The organism is Phascolarctobacterium sp. (genome assembly GCF_030531065.1).
Lineage (GTDB): Bacteria > Bacillota > Negativicutes > Acidaminococcales > Acidaminococcaceae > Phascolarctobacterium_A.
The window spans coordinates 15,403-32,479 of record NZ_JAUNOQ010000011.1; the positions used below are offsets into that span (position 1 = coordinate 15,403).

At 52.8% G+C, this 17,077-nt stretch carries 17 protein-coding genes; 7 read left to right on the forward strand and 10 right to left on the reverse strand.

All coding sequences use genetic code 11. The annotated features are described in order from the left end of the window. Positions 1 to 227: 227 nt before the first annotated feature. Complete coding sequence (locus Q4E64_RS08265) at positions 228 to 1,139, forward strand: LysR family transcriptional regulator (protein WP_303167376.1); 912 nt, start codon at positions 228 to 230, stop codon at positions 1,137 to 1,139. Positions 1,140 to 1,430: 291 nt separating this feature from the next. Next, positions 1,431 to 2,690: an S-layer homology domain-containing protein gene (locus tag Q4E64_RS08270; protein WP_303167377.1), complete on the forward strand. Its 1,260-nt coding sequence runs from the start codon at positions 1,431 to 1,433 to the stop codon at positions 2,688 to 2,690. Between the two features lie 697 nt (positions 2,691 to 3,387). On the opposite strand, the gene Q4E64_RS08275 is transcribed toward Q4E64_RS08270, so the two are convergent. After that, positions 3,388 to 3,870: a MerR family transcriptional regulator gene (locus Q4E64_RS08275; protein WP_303167378.1), complete on the reverse strand. Its 483-nt coding sequence runs from the start codon at positions 3,868 to 3,870 to the stop codon at positions 3,388 to 3,390. A 151-nt stretch (positions 3,871 to 4,021) separates the two neighbouring features. On the opposite strand from Q4E64_RS08275, the gene Q4E64_RS08280 reads away from it, so the two are divergent. The 4 genes from Q4E64_RS08280 to Q4E64_RS08295 all read left to right on the forward strand — a co-directional run bounded on the left by Q4E64_RS08280 (position 4,022) and on the right by Q4E64_RS08295 (position 7,486). After that, positions 4,022 to 4,909: an aldo/keto reductase gene (locus Q4E64_RS08280; protein ID WP_303167379.1), complete on the forward strand. Its 888-nt coding sequence runs from the start codon at positions 4,022 to 4,024 to the stop codon at positions 4,907 to 4,909. 13 nt (positions 4,910 to 4,922) lie between these two features. Further along, positions 4,923 to 5,633 (forward strand): carboxymuconolactone decarboxylase family protein, encoded by a 711-nt coding sequence (locus Q4E64_RS08285; RefSeq protein WP_303167380.1) that lies wholly within the window; start codon positions 4,923 to 4,925, stop codon positions 5,631 to 5,633. Between the two features lie 54 nt (positions 5,634 to 5,687). Beyond that, positions 5,688 to 6,746, forward strand: a complete 1,059-nt coding sequence (locus tag Q4E64_RS08290) for an alpha/beta hydrolase (protein ID WP_303167381.1) — start codon at positions 5,688 to 5,690, stop codon at positions 6,744 to 6,746. A gap of 122 nt (positions 6,747 to 6,868) precedes the next feature. Continuing rightward, positions 6,869 to 7,486: a flavodoxin family protein gene (locus Q4E64_RS08295; RefSeq protein ID WP_303167383.1), complete on the forward strand. Its 618-nt coding sequence runs from the start codon at positions 6,869 to 6,871 to the stop codon at positions 7,484 to 7,486. A 185-nt stretch (positions 7,487 to 7,671) separates the two neighbouring features. On the opposite strand, the gene Q4E64_RS11495 is transcribed toward Q4E64_RS08295, so the two are convergent. The 4 genes from Q4E64_RS11495 to Q4E64_RS08310 all read right to left on the reverse strand — a co-directional run bounded on the left by Q4E64_RS11495 (position 7,672) and on the right by Q4E64_RS08310 (position 11,284). Beyond that, on the reverse strand, positions 7,672 to 7,749 hold the full coding sequence (locus Q4E64_RS11495; RefSeq protein WP_368501555.1) for a putative holin-like toxin: 78 nt from the start codon (positions 7,747 to 7,749) through the stop codon (positions 7,672 to 7,674). Between the two features lie 160 nt (positions 7,750 to 7,909). Further along, a complete protein-coding gene (locus Q4E64_RS08300; RefSeq protein WP_303167384.1) occupies positions 7,910 to 9,172 on the reverse strand; it encodes a serine dehydratase subunit alpha family protein in 1,263 nt (420 codons plus the stop codon). A 118-nt stretch (positions 9,173 to 9,290) separates the two neighbouring features. Next, complete coding sequence (locus tag Q4E64_RS08305) at positions 9,291 to 10,583, reverse strand: diaminopimelate decarboxylase (protein WP_303167385.1); 1,293 nt, start codon at positions 10,581 to 10,583, stop codon at positions 9,291 to 9,293. Between the two features lie 5 nt (positions 10,584 to 10,588). Further along, a complete protein-coding gene (locus tag Q4E64_RS08310) occupies positions 10,589 to 11,284 on the reverse strand; it encodes a TrmB family transcriptional regulator (protein WP_303167386.1) in 696 nt (231 codons plus the stop codon). Positions 11,285 to 11,549: 265 nt separating this feature from the next. On the opposite strand from Q4E64_RS08310, the gene Q4E64_RS08315 reads away from it, so the two are divergent. Then, complete coding sequence (locus Q4E64_RS08315; protein ID WP_303167388.1) at positions 11,550 to 12,896, forward strand: MATE family efflux transporter; 1,347 nt, start codon at positions 11,550 to 11,552, stop codon at positions 12,894 to 12,896. Between the two features lie 115 nt (positions 12,897 to 13,011). On the opposite strand, the gene rsmA is transcribed toward Q4E64_RS08315, so the two are convergent. The 5 genes from rsmA to Q4E64_RS08340 all read right to left on the reverse strand — a co-directional run bounded on the left by rsmA (position 13,012) and on the right by Q4E64_RS08340 (position 17,077). Next, entirely contained in the window at positions 13,012 to 13,866 is an 855-nt protein-coding gene (gene rsmA / locus Q4E64_RS08320) for a 16S rRNA (adenine(1518)-N(6)/adenine(1519)-N(6))-dimethyltransferase RsmA (protein WP_303167389.1), read from the reverse strand. A 2-nt stretch (positions 13,867 to 13,868) separates the two neighbouring features. Beyond that, complete coding sequence (gene rnmV, locus Q4E64_RS08325; protein WP_303167391.1) at positions 13,869 to 14,405, reverse strand: ribonuclease M5; 537 nt, start codon at positions 14,403 to 14,405, stop codon at positions 13,869 to 13,871. A 14-nt stretch (positions 14,406 to 14,419) separates the two neighbouring features. Then, positions 14,420 to 15,388, reverse strand: coding sequence for a 3D domain-containing protein (locus Q4E64_RS08330; protein ID WP_303167392.1), 969 nt, complete (start codon positions 15,386 to 15,388; stop codon positions 14,420 to 14,422). A gap of 125 nt (positions 15,389 to 15,513) precedes the next feature. Further along, complete coding sequence (locus tag Q4E64_RS08335) at positions 15,514 to 16,245, reverse strand: tRNA1(Val) (adenine(37)-N6)-methyltransferase (RefSeq protein ID WP_303167394.1); 732 nt, start codon at positions 16,243 to 16,245, stop codon at positions 15,514 to 15,516. Beyond that, positions 16,238 to 17,077: a stage 0 sporulation family protein gene (locus tag Q4E64_RS08340; RefSeq protein WP_303167395.1), complete on the reverse strand. Its 840-nt coding sequence runs from the start codon at positions 17,075 to 17,077 to the stop codon at positions 16,238 to 16,240. Before Q4E64_RS08340 ends, Q4E64_RS08335 begins: the two co-directional genes overlap by 8 nt.

Below are 17,077 nucleotides of genomic sequence, written 5' to 3' on the forward strand. Positions count from 1 at the left end.
TTATACCTTAAAGCTCACTTTAAGTCAAGAAGCGTAACAAAAGATTTGCACTTTTATCACTTGACCTTTAGTCGGCTTCAGCAGTTATAAAAGAAGTAAAGCTTATTTATCCTCACTCCAAACATTACCATCGCTAATGAAAGGCATTAATTTTAGAATTTGTTTATCCCTGCCCGCTTATAATACCATAAGGTTAAATAATGTTTATCATAAGGAGGAGACATTTCATGCTTATGCAGCAAATAAAATATTTTACGGCCGTTGTAAATTGCAAAAGCTTTACCGAAGCGGCGGAGCAATGTTATATTACTCAATCCGCCATCTCGCAGCAGATAAAATCTTTGGAACGCGAGCTGGGCGTGCAGCTGATTCAGCGCGGCAACCGCAAATTCTGCCTGACACCGGCCGGAGAATTTTTCTACCGCAACTGCCTGCTGCTGGTGGAGGAATTCAACCGTTTGAAAAGCGAAACCAAGCAAATTGGCAGGCTCAGCGGCAATTTGCTGCGCATCGGCGCTTTAAGCAGCTACGGCGGCGCCGAGCTTTTGGACGCGGCCTCCACCCTGCTGGCGAAATATCCGGAGCTGTCGCTGAATTTAGTATCCGGAACCCACGACGAGCTTTGCGAAATGATTGCCCGCGACGAAATCGATTTGGCCTTCAACGACCAGCGCAATTCTGTCACGGACGAATACGGCTGCCGCCAGCTGGCTACCGCCGGCGCTTTTATCGCCGTCGCGCCCCAATCCAAGCTGAGCCGTCTGGACTACGCCGAACCGAATATGCTGCGCGCCACTCCCTGCATTCTCGTCGCCGCGCCCGAACAGCAAAGCTCGGAAAAGCGTTTCTTCCGCCTCAGACTGGATATGAGCGATAATTTTTTATACGCGGCCAATTTAGAGGAAGCTATGTATATGGTTATCAGCGATAAGGGCTACCTGCCCATGGATATGTATTCCGTCAACCGCGCCCGCTACAGCGGTTTTATCCATTGCATCCCCTTGTACCGCAACAACCGGCAGCTGACCAAGCGCTACTGCATCTTTTGGAAACGCAGCCGCGCCAACGACGCTATGGAGGAATACGTAAGGGTTTTGGAAAGCAAATTCGTTAGTACTCCAATTAATGATTCCCATTAATTTTATGATTTGTTTATCTATTCGCGCTCTTCTATAATGGAAATGTAAAAAGCAGCCATGGTAGTACTAAGGATTTTGCCTCCAGGGGTGGGGGTTTTACTCACATTCACTGCCTTTTTACACCCGGTCGGCCGCGTCCCTGGCGGCCGGCCTGCCTATAGCTGTAAAACGCTGCGCGCAGCCGACGCTACCGCATTTTGAGGAAACAAGGCAACTCAAAAACCGAGGGCGCGTTAATCTGGGAGCGGCGTTTTGTAAATATTTTTCTCAAAGCAAAGGGAGGAAAAGAAAATGAAAAAGTCTCTCGTATTAGCAATGGCAATGGCTCTGGGCGTAACCGCTTCCGCCTATGCCGCAAACCCGTTCAGCGACGTTCCCGCAGGCCACTGGGCATATGACAGCGTAAACAAGCTGGCTGCAGCAGGCGTAATCGACGGCTACGGCGACGCTACCTTCGGCGGCGACAAGCTGATGACCCGTTATGAAATGGCGCAAATCGTAGCGAAGGCTATGGCTCGCGGCGCTAACGTCGACAAGCTGGCAGCAGAATTCGCCGACGAACTGGACACTCTGGGCGTGCGCGTCGCCAACCTGGAAAAGAAAGCCGATAACGTAAAAATCACCGGCCAAGTTCGTATGTCCTACGCTTCCGGCGATACTTCCCGCGGCGGCGACCATGGTCGTCTGCGTACCCGTCTGTTCATTAACGGCGCAGTAAACGACGACTGGACTTACACCGCGCGTTTGGAAAACAACCAATACACCGACAATAACTCCGGCGAAGACGACACCAATTTGAACTGGGCTTTCGTATCCGGCAAGATTGGCGGCATTAAGGTTGACGCAGGCCGCAACGATTTCGTTTACACCGACACCATGGATACCCGCGGCGACGGCATTAAACTGTCCTACGGCAAGGACCTTAAGCTGACCGGTTGGGCTTTGAAGGGCGTTTCCAGCACTTCCGTCGGCGGACGCAAAGCCAACGTCTTAGACGACGACGGTAATGTTATCAATCCGCAACAATCTTTTGAAGGCGACCGCATTTACGTTGCCGATTTAGGCGCTAAATTGGGCGTAGTAAACGCTAACGTGCGTTACTTCAAAACCGATATGCAAACCGAAACTTACGATAAAGAATTTATCGAAGCTGCTGTAGCATTCCCCATCGCCAAAGATTTGAAACTGAGCGCATCTTACTTCAACGGCGACGTTGAACAAAGCGGCGGCTTTGACGACAACGGCTATTTAGTAGGATTAAACTACAAAGGCGCCAAAGCTTCTCAAGTCGGCAGCTGGGGCTTGTACGCTAAATACAGCGAACGTCCTTGGGCTACCTACCTTGAGCCTACCGTATTCGCAGGTACTTACGCAACTCAGCCCGCTTCTTACAACACCGTTGCTGGCGACGGCTATAAGGGCTACGAAGTCGGCGGCAATGTAACCTTGGCTAAGAACATAGTTCTCGGTCTGAAATACACCGACTTTGAATCCCGCGAAGGCGACGACGCTAACCAAGTTATGTGGTCCGAAGTAATATTCACTTTCTAATTTCATCGCCACATTTCATTTCGACACCCAAACTGCCAATCCAAAATTGGCGAACACACATCAAAGGCTCCTTACGCACGCAGACGTAAGGAGCCTTTATTATGCTCTATGCTCTTTAAAATTCAATATACCTATAAGCAGGATTAGAAACCGCAGTAATATCGAACTTATGTTTCTTTTATGCTATAATAATATCTAGGTACTACCATAACGGTATGCGGTTGTCCCTCTCTGTGTAAGGGAGGGTGCGTCCCTCCCTTGATAGGATTTTTTGTCGAAATCTAATTAGAGAGGGGGCGATCACCATAAGTTGTACTGAGGTCATTGGCCTTTTAACCCTTATTGCTTTTGTAGCATTTGGGTGTATCAACCTTGGTATTAAGATTGGAAAAGAACGCAAAAAATAACCGCCCCGTCCTGACAAAACGAGCGGTTATTTTTTTAACTACTGCTTGAGGGACAACCGCTTATCGGTAGTACCTTTCTGTATTTATATTATAACAGCAGAATGCGAAGAAGTCAAATTGGGGCTCTTTAACAAAAAATTCCCGCCGCGAAATTTTCCAGCCATCCGTCATGCTGCAAAAACAAAACAAGTGACGATTTACCCAAAAAAGGAGTACATATCGCCTCTTGTTTTTTATTTTGTTATTTTGTTTGCCGCCTGCAAAAAATGTGCGTCAGCCGCCGCCAAGCTTTACTGCTCCTTCACCAGCAGTTCTTCCGGACGGTAGTGCATATCGCGCAGCTGCTTGCGAACCTCCCGCAGCTCGGCCGGCACCTCGTCCTCGTCCATTTCGCGCGGCACGGCGGTGGAGCCCGCTTCCTTAGCCGTCTGGTAATACCACACTTTATAATCCAAAATGCGCATAATTTTTTGCAGGTTAGCCATTTGCTCCTCCATGGCGGCCTGCTGCTTTTTGATAAGCGCCAGGCGCTGCTCGATGGACGCGTCTCCCTGCTGCACCATACGCATAAATTCTTTGATATCCTTTAAGGGCATACCGGAATTTTTCAAACAGCTGATGATGCACAGCCCCTCGTAGTCGCTTTCTTTAAACATACGGATGCCGCCCTCGCTGCGCTCCACGAACGGCAGCAAACCCTCCTTATCATAATAGCGCAGGGTCGAAGGCTGCACCTGCATAATCTTCGCCATTTCGCCAATCGTATAAAACATTTCTACCGCCTCCAAAATTTTTTCCAAAAAGCTCTTGACTTAAAGCTGACTTTAACTTCTATAATTTAATTAAACTTACAGCTACATTATACCACAGCTGTTGTAAATAGCAAACGCGTATATCTACAAAAATGAAAGCGAGGTTTTAATTATGGAATATGTAACTTTAAGCAACGGCGTAAAAATGCCAATCCTTGGCTACGGCGTTTACCAGGTAACGAAGGACGAATGCGAGCGCTGCGTTTTAGACGCGCTCAAAGCCGGTTATCGTTCCATCGACACGGCGCAAAGCTATTTTAATGAGGAAGAAGTCGGCGCAGCGCTGGTTAAGTCAGGCGTCCCCCGCCGGGAAATTTTCCTGACCACTAAAATCTGGGTGGAACATTACGGTTACGAAGCCTGCAAAGCCTCCGTCGAGGAATCTTTGAGAAAGCTCAAGACCGATTATCTGGATTTGTGTTTGCTGCACCAACCCTTTGCCGATTATTACGGCGCGTGGAGAGCGTTGGAGGAATTGTACGAAGCCGGAAAAATCAAAGCGATTGGCGTTTCTAATTTCTATCCCGACCGCCTGGTAGACATCGCCAGCTTCGCCCGCATCCGCCCCATGGTAAACCAGGTTGAAACTCATCCCTATAACCAGCAGGTTGTGGCTAAAGAGTACATGGATAAATATAATGTGCAAATCGAAGCCTGGGCTCCCTTCGGCGAAGGCCGCAAAGGATTGTTTGAGGACGAAACGCTAAAAGCCATCGGCGCCAAATACGGCAAGACTACGGCGCAGGTAATGCTCAGATGGCACATTCAGCGCGGCGTCGTTGTTATCCCCAAGTCCACGCATTACGAGAGAATGGTAGAGAACTTCAACGTTTTTGATTTCGCGCTTACGGACGAAGATATGGCGGCCATCGCAGCGCTTGATAAAAAAGAAAGCTCCTTCTTCTCCCACTACGACCCCGCCATGGTGGAATGGTTCGTAAAAATGGTGGAAGAACGTAAAACTAATAAAGACTGCCGCAAGGATAAAAAGAATTGGTAAGGAGGCAACTACTATGTTTAAAAAATCCATCGTCATTTCCTGTTTAGCGCTTGCCAGCTTAGGAATTTTGGGCGGCCCGGCGCACGCCGCCGATAAACAGCCGCTTACTCCGCGCGAATCCAGCATAGTTACCGTAGCCGCTTTTACGGCTCAGGGCGATTTGGAAAATTTGCGCCCCGCTCTGAACCAGGCGTTGGACGCCGGCATGACCGTCAACGAAGTGAAGGAAGTGCTGCTGCACCTGTACGCTTATTCCGGCTTTCCCCGCTGTCTGAACGGTTTGAACACGCTCATCAGCGTACTGGAGGAACGCAAGGCCGCAGGTATTGAGGACGTTGTCGGCCGCGATGCTACTCCCGTCGACCCCAACCGCGACCGTCTGGCCAACGGCACGAAAACGCAGACCGAAATAGCCGGACGCCCCATAGGCGGCAAGCTTTACGACTTCGCTCCCTTCGCCAATACGCTGCTGCGCGAGCATCTTTTCAACGATTTATTTGAGCGCGACCTGCTCACCTATCAGGAGCGCGAATTCGCTACCGTCGGCGCGCTGGCGGGCATCGGCAACGTAAATCCGCAATTAGCCGGGCATATGCGCTGCAGCCTGAACGTGGGCATTACGGCAGACGAATTGCAGGCGGCAGTTAAATTATTGGGCGAGCGCGTCGGTCAAAAAACCGGCGACAACGCGCAAGCCGTTTTAGAAAAGGTTTTGCAAAAATAATTCTTCAATAATAATTTAAAGAACGAAAATAATTTGAGAAACGAGGTAAGCATCATGAAAAAAATTTATCTGGCAGCTTTAATGGCTTTGGCCTTGGGCGTAGCGGGCAGCGCCGCCGCCGCTCCTTATCAGGATAACCCCTACACTTTAGTTTATGACCACGCCATCACGCAGAATATCAAGGGACAGGTTAATATTCATCCTGTAAGCTATATGCTGCACGGCGTAAAAATCGCCGCCAATGTTTATACTCCGGCTAATTATAATCCGCTGAAAAAATATCCGGCGGTGGTCGTCGCTCATCCCAACGGCGGCGTTAAGGAGCAGGTAGCAGGCCTGTACGCGCAGCGCCTGGCAGAGCTCGGCTACATCACCATCGCTGCGGACGCGGCTTATCAGGGAGCCAGCGGCGGCGAACCCCGCAATCTGGACGTGCCCTACTACCGCACCGAAGATATCCACGGCATGGTGGACTACATCAGCCAATATCCCGGCGTGGACGCTGACCGCTTAGGCGCTTTGGGCATCTGCGGCGGCGGCGGCTACACTCTGAACGCAGCCAAATCCGAAAAGCGCGTGAAGGCCTTCGCTACCATCAGCATGTTCAACAGCGGCCGCGTAAGACGCAACGGTTATATCGATTCCCAATTGGACAACGTGCAAGAGCGCATGGCTCAGGCAGCCGCAGCCCGCGCCGCTGAAATTGCCGACGGAACCGTTTCCTATGCCGGCAACGTGGACTTCGACGCGCTGACCGACGAGGGCATCGCCAAAATCGGCACCGATTTGTACCGCGAGGGCATGATGTACTACGGCCGCACCCATCGTCATCCCAACTCCACCTTCCGCTATACCACCGGCAGCCTCATGGAATTGATGAGCTGGGACGCAACGGATAACATAGATTTGATTAACGCGCCGCTGCTGCTCATCGCAGGCGCTAAGGCCGACTCCCTCTATATGTCCGAGGACGCTTTCGCCAAAGCCACCGGCACGAGCGACAAAGAGCTGTTCACCGTCCCCGGCGCAACGCATATCCAAACCTATTATGTGCCCGAATATGTGGACCAGATTGTGAATAAGCTGCAAAGCTTCTACGGGCGCACGCTGTAATTCGCAAGAAAAATTTACAGGCCTCCCTTGAAACGCTTGACTTAAAGTCAACTTCATGCCTTATAATAAGGATAGGAAGCGCGCGGGAAATTTCCGCGCGGCGTAACAAGGAGGTTTTTATAATGAAGGTTTTATTGGTCAACGGCAGTCCGCACGTCCACGGCAATACGGATATCGCCTTGCAGGAAATGATAAAAATTTTTCAGGCCGAGGGCGTGGAAACAGAAGTGCTGCACATTGGGCACAAGGCTATCCGCGGCTGCATCGCCTGCCGCAAATGCGCGCAAACGGGCCGCTGCGTTTTCGACGACGAGGTCAACGCCGCCGCTCCCAAATTTGCGGAGTGCGACGGTTTGGTAATCGCCAGTCCGGTTTATTACGCTTCGGCTAACGCTACGCTTATCGCCTTCCTCGACAGGCTGTTCTTCAGCACACAGTTCGACAAAACCATGAAGGTAGGCGCGAGCGTAGTCGTAGCGCGCCGCGGCGGTTTATCATCCACCTTCGACGAATTAAATAAATATTTCGCCATCTGCGGGATGCCCATCGCTTCCAGCCAATACTGGAACAGCGTGCACGGCCGCGAGCCGGGCGAAGCGCTGCAGGACGGCGAGGGTCTGCAAACCATGCGCACTCTGGCCCGCAATATGACCTTTTTGATGCGCTCCATCGCCCTAGGCAAAGAAAAATACGGCTTGCCGGAAAAGGAGCCGTGGATTGGCACGCACTTCGTCCGTTGAGCGGACGGGCGCGGACGTGCGGTTACAGCTCGGCGGCGTTTGTATAAAGCGATAAGCCTTGACTATTTTTCGTTTTGCGTTTACAATAAGAAAAGAGATAGCCGGTTGTGGTAAGTCGGCTCTCCCCAAAAAAGTATTGTTTGAAAGGAAGCCGCTTAACCGCACGTTAGGCGGTTTTTCTCATTTTATTTGCGAAATGAGAGAATGAGAACTACAAGCGTAGCGAAGCTAATCATCAACGATAACGCTTCAGCAACAGTCATAGTATCACCCCCTACTCTTAGGGAGTAGGAAAACCGACAAGCCGACTATCTCATGCCCAATATTATACCATACATCAGCAAAACTGCGAAGCATTTTACAAAAATATTTTTGCTAAAAATAAAGACTGCCGCATTTTTTAATGCGACAGTCTTTTTAATTTTAGAGGCCCAGCATGACGTCGATAATTTCTTTATCGGTTTCCACCATGCCCTGGCTGGCGATTTTGCCCACCGCGGCGATGGTTTCGTCGGCAGTTTCCTGCACGATGCCGTCGCCGCCGGCAAAATTGCGCTGCGCCATCGACATATCGAAACCCAGCAGGCCGCCCTCTACCGCCATGGCGATTTTAGCGGCGCAGGACGATTTTGCGCCGTCGCAGATAATGCCGGAATTGATGGCCAAAGCGTTTTCCACCGTATGCTCGATTTGCTCGTCCGTCATATCGTGCAGATAAGCGACGCCCGCCCCGCTGCCGCAGCCCGCGCTGACCGCGCCGCAGTAAGCCGACAACTTGCCGATGCCCTGCTTTAAGTAAATCGTCACCAAATCGCTGAGCAGCACGGCGCGGTACAATTTTTCTTCGCTAACGCCCAGCGCACGGGCGTAAACCACAACGGGAACGCTCGCCGTAATCCCCTGGTTGCCGCTGCCCGATACGATAACCACCGGCAGCTCGCAGCCGTTCATACGCGCGTCGCTGCCCGCCGCCGCCGTAGCCCGCGCCCGCGTGCGCAAGCTTTCGGGGTCGCGCTGCAGCAAAATTTTGCCGATGCTCGCGCCGTAATCGCGCGCCAAACCTTCTTCGGAAATAGCCATATTATACTCAATCTGGCGTTTCAATAACGGCAGCGCGTTATCCAGCGGCATATTACGCGCCGCGTCCAAAACGTCTTCGATAGTCCACACGCTCTGCGCCGTTGCCGCAGTCTCCGGCACGATTGGTTTTTCCAAAACCGTCGCGCCGTTCTTTTTGATGGAAGTGATATTAGTATGGTCCGTGCGAATCGTCACTTCGGCGTTCTGCCCGCCGCCCGCAACGAAAACGCGGATGTAAAAAATATCGGGCTCCTCCGAAACGTGAATCTTAATCGTACCCGATTCCGCCAGGCGTTTAATCGCTTCCTTTTCCCGCCCGTCGATATAGGCCAGCACCTCCAGCTGCCGCTCCGGGTGCGCGGCCACCAGGCCCGCGGCGCAGGCGACCTCGATGCCCTTCATCTGATTCGTATTGGGCACGACCACGCTCTTGACGTTTTTGATAATATTGCGGCTGACCCAGATTTCTACCTGCTCCGGAAAGCAGCCCAGCTGCTCGCGGCACACGGCGGCGCAATAAGCGATAGCGATGGGCTCCGTACAGCCCATGGCCGGGATGAGCTCCTCGGCCAGCGCCTCCTCGTAAACGGCGTATTTATTTTCCATGATTACCCTCCATCCGCGCAGGGCGCAGCCCCGCCTGTAATTCTAAAATAATTTTATAATAAAAAAATCCGCCAAACAAGCAAATTTTGTGTGACGGATTCGTCGGCGCGCACGCGCCCTACATTTTTATTTTCGCTTCCTCCGCCAGCTTTGCGCCGTATTCGGGACTGAAGTCGAAAGTTGCAAAATAATCGGCGGGAGTTTCGGCGCGGCGGATCAGCCTGGCGCTGCCGTCCTCCTGCAAAAGTATTTCCGCGCTGCGCAGCTTGCCGTTGTAATTATAGCCCATGGAAAAGCCGTGCGCGCCCGCGTCGTGAATAAAGAGCAGGTCGCCGATATCGATTTTGGGCAGCATCCTGTCGATAGCGAATTTATCGCTGTTTTCGCACAGGCCGCCGGTAACGTCGTACTTGTGGTCGCAGGGCACGTCCTCCTTGCCCATTACCGTAATATGGTGGTAAGCGCCGTAAATCGCCGGACGCATCAGGTTGGCGGCGCAGGCGTCGCAGCCGATATATTCCTTATAGGTGTGCTTCTCGTGGATAGCCTTCGTAACCAGACCGCCGTTGGGCGCCAGCATAAAGCGTCCCAGCTCCGTAAAAATTTTTACGTCGTCCATACCCGCCGGTACTAAAATTTCTTCGTAAGCCTGACGCACACCCTCGCCTATCGCCAAAATATCGTTATCCTGCTGTTCGGGGCGGTACGCCACGCCGACGCCGCCGGACAAATTGATAAACTCGATATGCGCGCCGGTTTTTTCCTTCAGCTCCACGGCCACCTTGAACAGAATCCGCGCCAGCTCCGGATAATAAGCGTTGGTCACGGTATTGGAAGCCAGAAAAGCGTGCATCCCGAAATGCTTCACGCCCTTTTGCAGCAAAATTTTATAAGCTTCGATAATTTGCTCATGCGTCATGCCGTATTTGGCGTCGCCGGGGTTATCCATAATATTATTGGCGATCGCGAAATGGCCGCCTGGATTATAACGGCAGCTAATCGTGTCGGGAATATCGGCCACCTTTTCCAGAAAATCAATATGCGTAATATCGTCCAGATTGATGGTGACGTTCAGCTTGCGGGCCAGCCGGAAATCCTCCGCCGGCGTAGCGTTGGAGGAAAACATAATCTCGCTTTCCTTAAAGCCCACGGCGTCGCTCAGCAAAAGCTCCGTATAGGACGAGCAGTCCGCGCCGCAGCCCTCCTCGCGCAAAATTTGCAGCAGGTAGGGGTTAGGCGTAGCCTTCACGGCAAAATATTCCTTAAAGCCCTTGTTCCACGCAAAAGCCTTGTACAGCAGGCGCGCCGTGCGGCGGATGCCGGCCTCGTCGTACAGATGAAAGGGCGTCGGGTACTCGGCTACGATTTTTTCTAATTTTTCTTTAGTAACAAAGGGTATTTTTTTCGACATCTATATCACCTTTCCGTAAGTTGGATCAGCGCAATCTCGTTTTTCAAAGCTTCTTTAAATAAATCTACCAGATTACGCTTACAGGAATACAAGCAGCTGGAATCTTCCGCGTCCTCCAAATCCCCGGTCAAAACCGTGCGGGAATCGGCAATCAGGCGTATTTGCTCGTTCTGCTTTACCGTGCCGTAGCAAATTGCGCCCGGAAGCGTAAAGGACTTATCGCTGATAACGACCACCTTCAGCCCGCGGGCCACAGCCTCCGCTAACGGCTGGCGCAGCAGCGCCAAAACCCGCGCGTTGGCCGACACGTAAATGCGCGCCTGCGCCTGACGCACCGTATTGCGCAGCTTATTGATAATCTCGCGCTCGCCCTTAATCGTGACGTAGCCTTCCGCGTCGCCTGGCAGCGCCGGCAGCTGGCCGAGGATATCTTCTTTAATTTCTGCCAGACGGTTCAGCTTATTGGCGCAAAATTCCGCAGGAGCCACCGGCGTGTAGCGCGTCACCTTGCCCTCCTCCAGCACGTAGGCCGCGCCCTTGTCCACCAGTCCGGCCAAAGCCGTGTAGGTATTGGAGCGCGAAATCCCCGTCTGTTTGGAGGCCTCGTAGCCCGTCAGCTGACCGGCCTTGAGCAGCAGCACATACAGCGTCGCTTCCTGCTTGGTCAAATTAAAATTGGTAAGTCCTTCGATAAGATCCATAGTCCCTCATTCAGCTCTTCTTTTATTGTTCCTGTTTAAGAACACTATACTATTTTTTTCTACGGTTGTCAATGACTAACTATGATTTTTTTGACTGCGCCTCCCCCGTGTAAAAATCTTGTGAAATCATTTAGCCGCCGCTTTACAACGGCTTTGCCCGCGCGTATAATATCTCAAGTTACAAAGGCGTTTTACAGCCAAGGCGCAGGCAAACTTTTTTTATAACGCTAATAGCCGGCTTGCCGCGCCTGCGAGGGGGCAAAAGATGAGTAAATTCAAAGAACACGGTGAAAGATTGTCCGTCTTTAAAATGACCTGGCCCATCTTCATTGAAATTTTGCTGCAAATGATGGTCGGCAACGTGGACCAGTTTATGCTGAGCCGTTATTCCCAGCATTCCGTGGCTGCGGTCGGCAACGCCAACCAGATTATCAATATCGTTATTATCGCGCTCAGCGTTATCAGCATGGCCGCTACAATTTTAATCGCCCAGCACCGGGGCGCGGGCAATAAGGAAAAGGTCGCCGAGGTCTGCACGGTCGCCTTGCTGACCAACGTGGTCCTTGGCGGCGTTATCAGCTTGGTATTATTCGTTTTTGACGATTTCTTTCTGCATCTTTTAGACGTACCGCCGGATATTTGGGCGGAGGCCGCGCTGTTTCTGCGCTATATCGGCCTGTTTATTATCGTGCAGTCGGCCTACATCTCCTTTATTTCCTTTTTCCGCGGCTATTCGTTGCTGAAGGTCACTATGATGACTTCCATCATCATGAACGTCGTCAATATTACGGGCAACTGCTTTTTGATTCACGGCTTCGGCCCCATCCCCTCTCTGGGCGTTCTGGGCGTTACCATCAGCACCAATACCAGCAAGGTTTTGGGCCTGCTGCTCATTATGTATTTCTTCCGCCGTTTTATCGACGTGCGCCTGTCCTGGAAATATCTTACGCCCTTTCCCAGGCATACGCTTTTTAAAATTCTCTACCTGGGCCTGCCCTCCGGCGGCGAATCCCTTTCCTACCAAATCTCCCAGATGGTCATTATGCGTTTCGTCAACGTCATGGGGCTGGTGGTCATTACCACGAAGATTTACGCCTACATTATCGCCAACTGCACTTACGTTTATACGCAGTCGCTGGCTATGGCGACGCAAATCATCGTGGGCTTTTTAATCGGCGTCGGCAATCTGGACGCCGTGAGCGCGCGCGTGTGGAAAACCGTTCGCCTAGGCGTGTTCATCAGCGGCTCGCTGACCTTCCTGCTGTATCTGAACAGCGATTTTATTTACGGTATTTTTACCGACAATCCCGAAGTTTTGGAGCTGGGGCGGCATATCTTTCTCATTGAAATTTTTCTGGAGATGGGCCGCGCCGTCAATATGGTCATGGTTATGTCCCTGCAGGCAGCGGGCGATATTAAATGGCCGGTAACGACGGGGTTGATTTCCATGTGGCTGACCGCGACTCTGGGCTCCTACATTTTGGGCATTGTCTGCGGCCTGGGGCTTATCGGCGTCTGGCTGGCCATGTGCGCGGACGAAATTCTGCGCGCCTGCGTCTTTATTTACCGTTGGCGCAGCGGCGGCTGGAAAAAGATTAAGCTGATAGATTAAGCGGCGGCTTAAAATTTTCTTTTCTAAAATAATATGCGCATAGCAAAAGCGACGGACGTCTCTAGCTTCGACATCCGTCGCTTTTTTGTACGCTTTTTTCGTTATGCAAATTAAATCAGCCGCACGCCTCCCCAAAGGTATTGGTCAGCCGCGCAAATTCTTCCAGGCTCAGGGTTTCGGCGCGGCGCTTGCCGTCCACCGCCGCCAATTCTAACCAACGCGCTACCTGCTCGCCGTTCACGCCCATATTTTTCAGCGAATTGCTGAGCATTTTGCGGCGCAGGGAAAAGGCCGCCTTGACCACGCGGAAGAATAAGCCTTCGTCGCACACCTGCACCGGCGGCCGACTGCGGCGCTTGCACACGATGACCGCAGAATCCACGGCCGGAGCGGGAATGAAGGACGAGGGCGGCACGATGAAAGCGATTTCCGGCTCCGTATAATACTGAATGGCTACGGACAGCGCGCCGTAATCCTTGCCGCCGGGCCGCGCCGCCATCCGCTCGGCCACTTCCTTCTGCACCATGGCGACCAAACGCTCCATGGGCAAACGCTTTTCCAAAAGCGCAAAAATAATCGGCGTCGTAATATAATAGGGCAGATTGGCGCACACCTTAAAGTCCGGCGCGTCCACCTCCCGCATAATATCCACCTGCAAAATATCGCCGCTGACGACGCGCACGTTGTCGTAGCCGTCCAGCGTCGTAGCCAGAACCGGCAGCAGGCGCTTGTCCAGCTCCACGGCGACAACCTTCGCGCCGCTTTCCGCCAGCCCCTGGGTCAGAGTGCCGATGCCCGGCCCCACCTCCAGCACCGTATCTGCCGGCGTCAGCTCGGCTGCTTCAACAATGCGGCGCACAATATCTTCGTCTATCAAAAAATTTTGTCCCAGCTTTTTATCAGCGCGCAGCTTGAAGCGGTGCAGAATATGATGCGTTACCGCCGGGGACGCAATAACAGGTTTATCCACGTTCACTCTCCTAATTTTTTTATCGCCGCTAAAAATTCCTCGCGGGTTACTCCGTAATGATTCAGGCGCTCCAAAAAGCGTTTGGCGTTGCCGTAGCCGACGCCCAGCTCCGCGCCCAGCGCGTCGCGCCGCGCTGACGCCCGTTCGCTGCCGGTCAGTCCGTAGCGAAACAAATCCATATGAGTAAATTCCTGCCGCGGCCGGTATTCTTGATGGCGCACCTTGCTCAAGGCCGCTAAAATCGCCTGCGGCCGCGCCTGCTCCACGCCCACGTCGTCGTTGGCGGTGGCGTCGCATTTGGGGATAAAGGCCTGCCCCGCGTCGGGAAAGCGTTGGGTCAGAAAACGGCGGATACGCTCGCCGGCGCCGTCCGGATCCGTCAGGATGATAATGCCCCGCTTTTTATAAGCGGCTTCAATCTGCCGCAGCGTATAGGGAGCCAGCGTAAAGCCGCCCGTTTCGATGGTATCGGCCTCCAACGCTTTGCGAATCGCAACCGTATCCATTTTTCCTTCTACTACCAGCACTTCTTTCAGCATAAATTAAACTTCCTCTATTCAGCAAGAATATAAATTTCGACGTCGCGCCTGCCCCAGTTGATGGCCCGATGATAATCGTTAAAGAATAAATCTATCCGGTTGCCCACCATATCGCCGCCCGTATCTCCCGCCATAGCGATGCCGTATCCCGGAATATACATTTTAGTATAGTAGGGAATTACGCGCGGGTCGACGGCCACAATCCCCTCGTAAGGAACGATTCCTATGGAAGTGCGGTTACCCGTCGCCACATAAGCGGAAGCGTGCGCCGTCATTTTTTTTGTGTAACGCTTATAGCCTTCAGGCGTGTACACCGACATCGCCATGCCCTTGCGGATAATTTTGCTTTCGGGCTCTTCGGTTACGCGGCGGGTCAGCTCCTGCATAGAATGCTTGCCGTCGCGGCTTTTTATCCGTTTGGAAACAATGGTCTGCTTGCCCGGCTTGCCGGGATGCTTCACGCTTTCGGTACCGAAATTCATACTGTGGTCCTCTTCATATTTAACGGGGATATCCACGCTGGCTTCGCTGAAATGCAGCTCTTCGCCCCTGCCCAGAACATAAATCTGCATATGGGGCTCTAAGGGCTCGCCGACAGGAGGATAGACGCGCTCCTTTTTATAGGCAATCCCAATATCCTTCAGGGCCTCGCCGACAGTTGCCTTGGAGCTTTTATATTCCGCCGCCTGCTCGCCGCGGATAACGCTGAAGGGCACGCCGCGCACCACCGTAATCACGCTGCCGTCCTGCACCCGTTTATTGGGTCCCTGCAAACGCCAGCCGTCGCCGGGTTCCAGCGTAACGCCAGCCTCCTGCAAAATCTGCGCGGGACTGGCGGCGTTAGTGCGCACCTCTTTGGTCTGGCCGTCGGCCTCTATCGTAACGCGGCGCGTAATATCAAAGCCCGTCAAGAGCGGCGTCAACAATATCAGGATTACTGCCGCCCACAAACAAGGCAAATGCAACGGGAGTTTCTTCTTCAACCTTCTCGACCTCCTTAACTCGTTTTATTTTAACATAAATTAAGCGAAGCCGTCAAATTCGTGACCCCAGGCGCATTCGTCCTTTGCGATACATAAAATTTATATCTATATAAGCAAAACTGCCGCTATTGCGGCAGCTCTGTTGCGTAATATTTTTTTACTTGCTCCGTATAGCAGCCGTCCTTATCATACATAATCAGCGGCGGTAAAACCTCTAAGCCGCGGCTGCCGCCCTTGACCATTTCCATCAGGAAAATCCAGGCCGGTTTGTCCGCAGCAGAATGCACCCATTGCAGACGCTTGGGCTGCAGGCCGTATTTAAAAGCCAGCTGCATACTTTCCGCGAAACGGTCGGGCAGCTGCACCAAAGCGAAGCGCCCGCGATAGCGCACGGCGAAGGCCGCCGCTTTAAAAAAATCCTCCAGCGTGGCGGTCAGCTCGTGGCAGGCGGCGGTACCGATACGGCGCACGTTGCCGCTGTTGCGGTAGGGCGGGTTGGCGGCGACCAAATCCATGCTTTCCGGGCGCAGCAGCGCTTTATAATCGCGGATATCGCCGTCCACCACCGTCAGCCTGTCCTCCAGGCCGTTAGCGGCAGCGCTGCGGCGCAGCAATTTCGTCACGTTCGCGTTGCAGTCGACGGCCGTCACGTGGGCCGCGCCGCGGCTGGCTAAAAGCATACTGACGGCTCCGGTGCCGCAGCCCAGCTCCAACGCTTTGGCTTTGGTCACGAGATGCGGGAAATTTCCCAAAAACACCGCGTCCGTCGTAAAGCAAAATTCATTAGCGTCCTGCCAAATCTTATATAAGCAACCCGGCAGATAATCGCAGCGCAGGCTGCCCTGCTCCTCAAACATCTTCAGCCTGGGAAGCGTCCACAATTTCGTCCCAATCCACCTGAATAATATTATCGGGAGCCAGCTTAACCGACGCCGAATGCTGGCTGCGGTTAATACCGACCACCTGTCCCTCGCCCAAGGGCGTAATCACCAGCGCGCCCATTTTGGGAATTTCTATCCGCTCGCGGCGGCCGCCGCTGCCGCAATTCTTGCAGTACATATGGTTTTCGTATTTCAGGCAGCACATCAGACGGCCGCAGATGCCGGAAATTTTCGTCGGGTTGAGCGACAAGTTCTGGTCCTTGGCCATGCGGATGGACACGGGCTCAAAATCGCCCAGAAAAGTAGCGCAGCACAGCGGGCGGCCGCAGCAGCCGATGCCGCCCAGCATTTTCGCTTCGTCGCGCACGCCTATCTGGCGCAGCTCGATGCGGGTGCGGAAAACCGCCGCCAAATCCTTTACCAGCTCGCGGAAGTCGATGCGTCCGTCGGCGGTAAAATAAAAAATAATTTTATTTACGTCGAAGGTAAATTCCACGTCGATGAGCCGCATGGGCAGCTCGTGGTTTTTTATTTTTCGCAGGCAGATATTGAAAGCTTCCTTTTCGCGAATTTTATTTTCTGCCAGCTTCAGGTCGTCCTCTGCCGTCGCCTTGCGCATTACCGGCTTGAGCGGCGAAACGATACCGCTTTCCTCCACCTCGCGCGGGCCGATGACCACCTCGCCGTATTCCACGCCGCGCGCGGTTTCCACGATGGCGAAATCGCCTTTGGCTACTCCGGTTTCCGCCGGGTCGAAATAATATATTTTACAGGCTTTTTTAAATCTGATACCTACAACTGTCGGCAA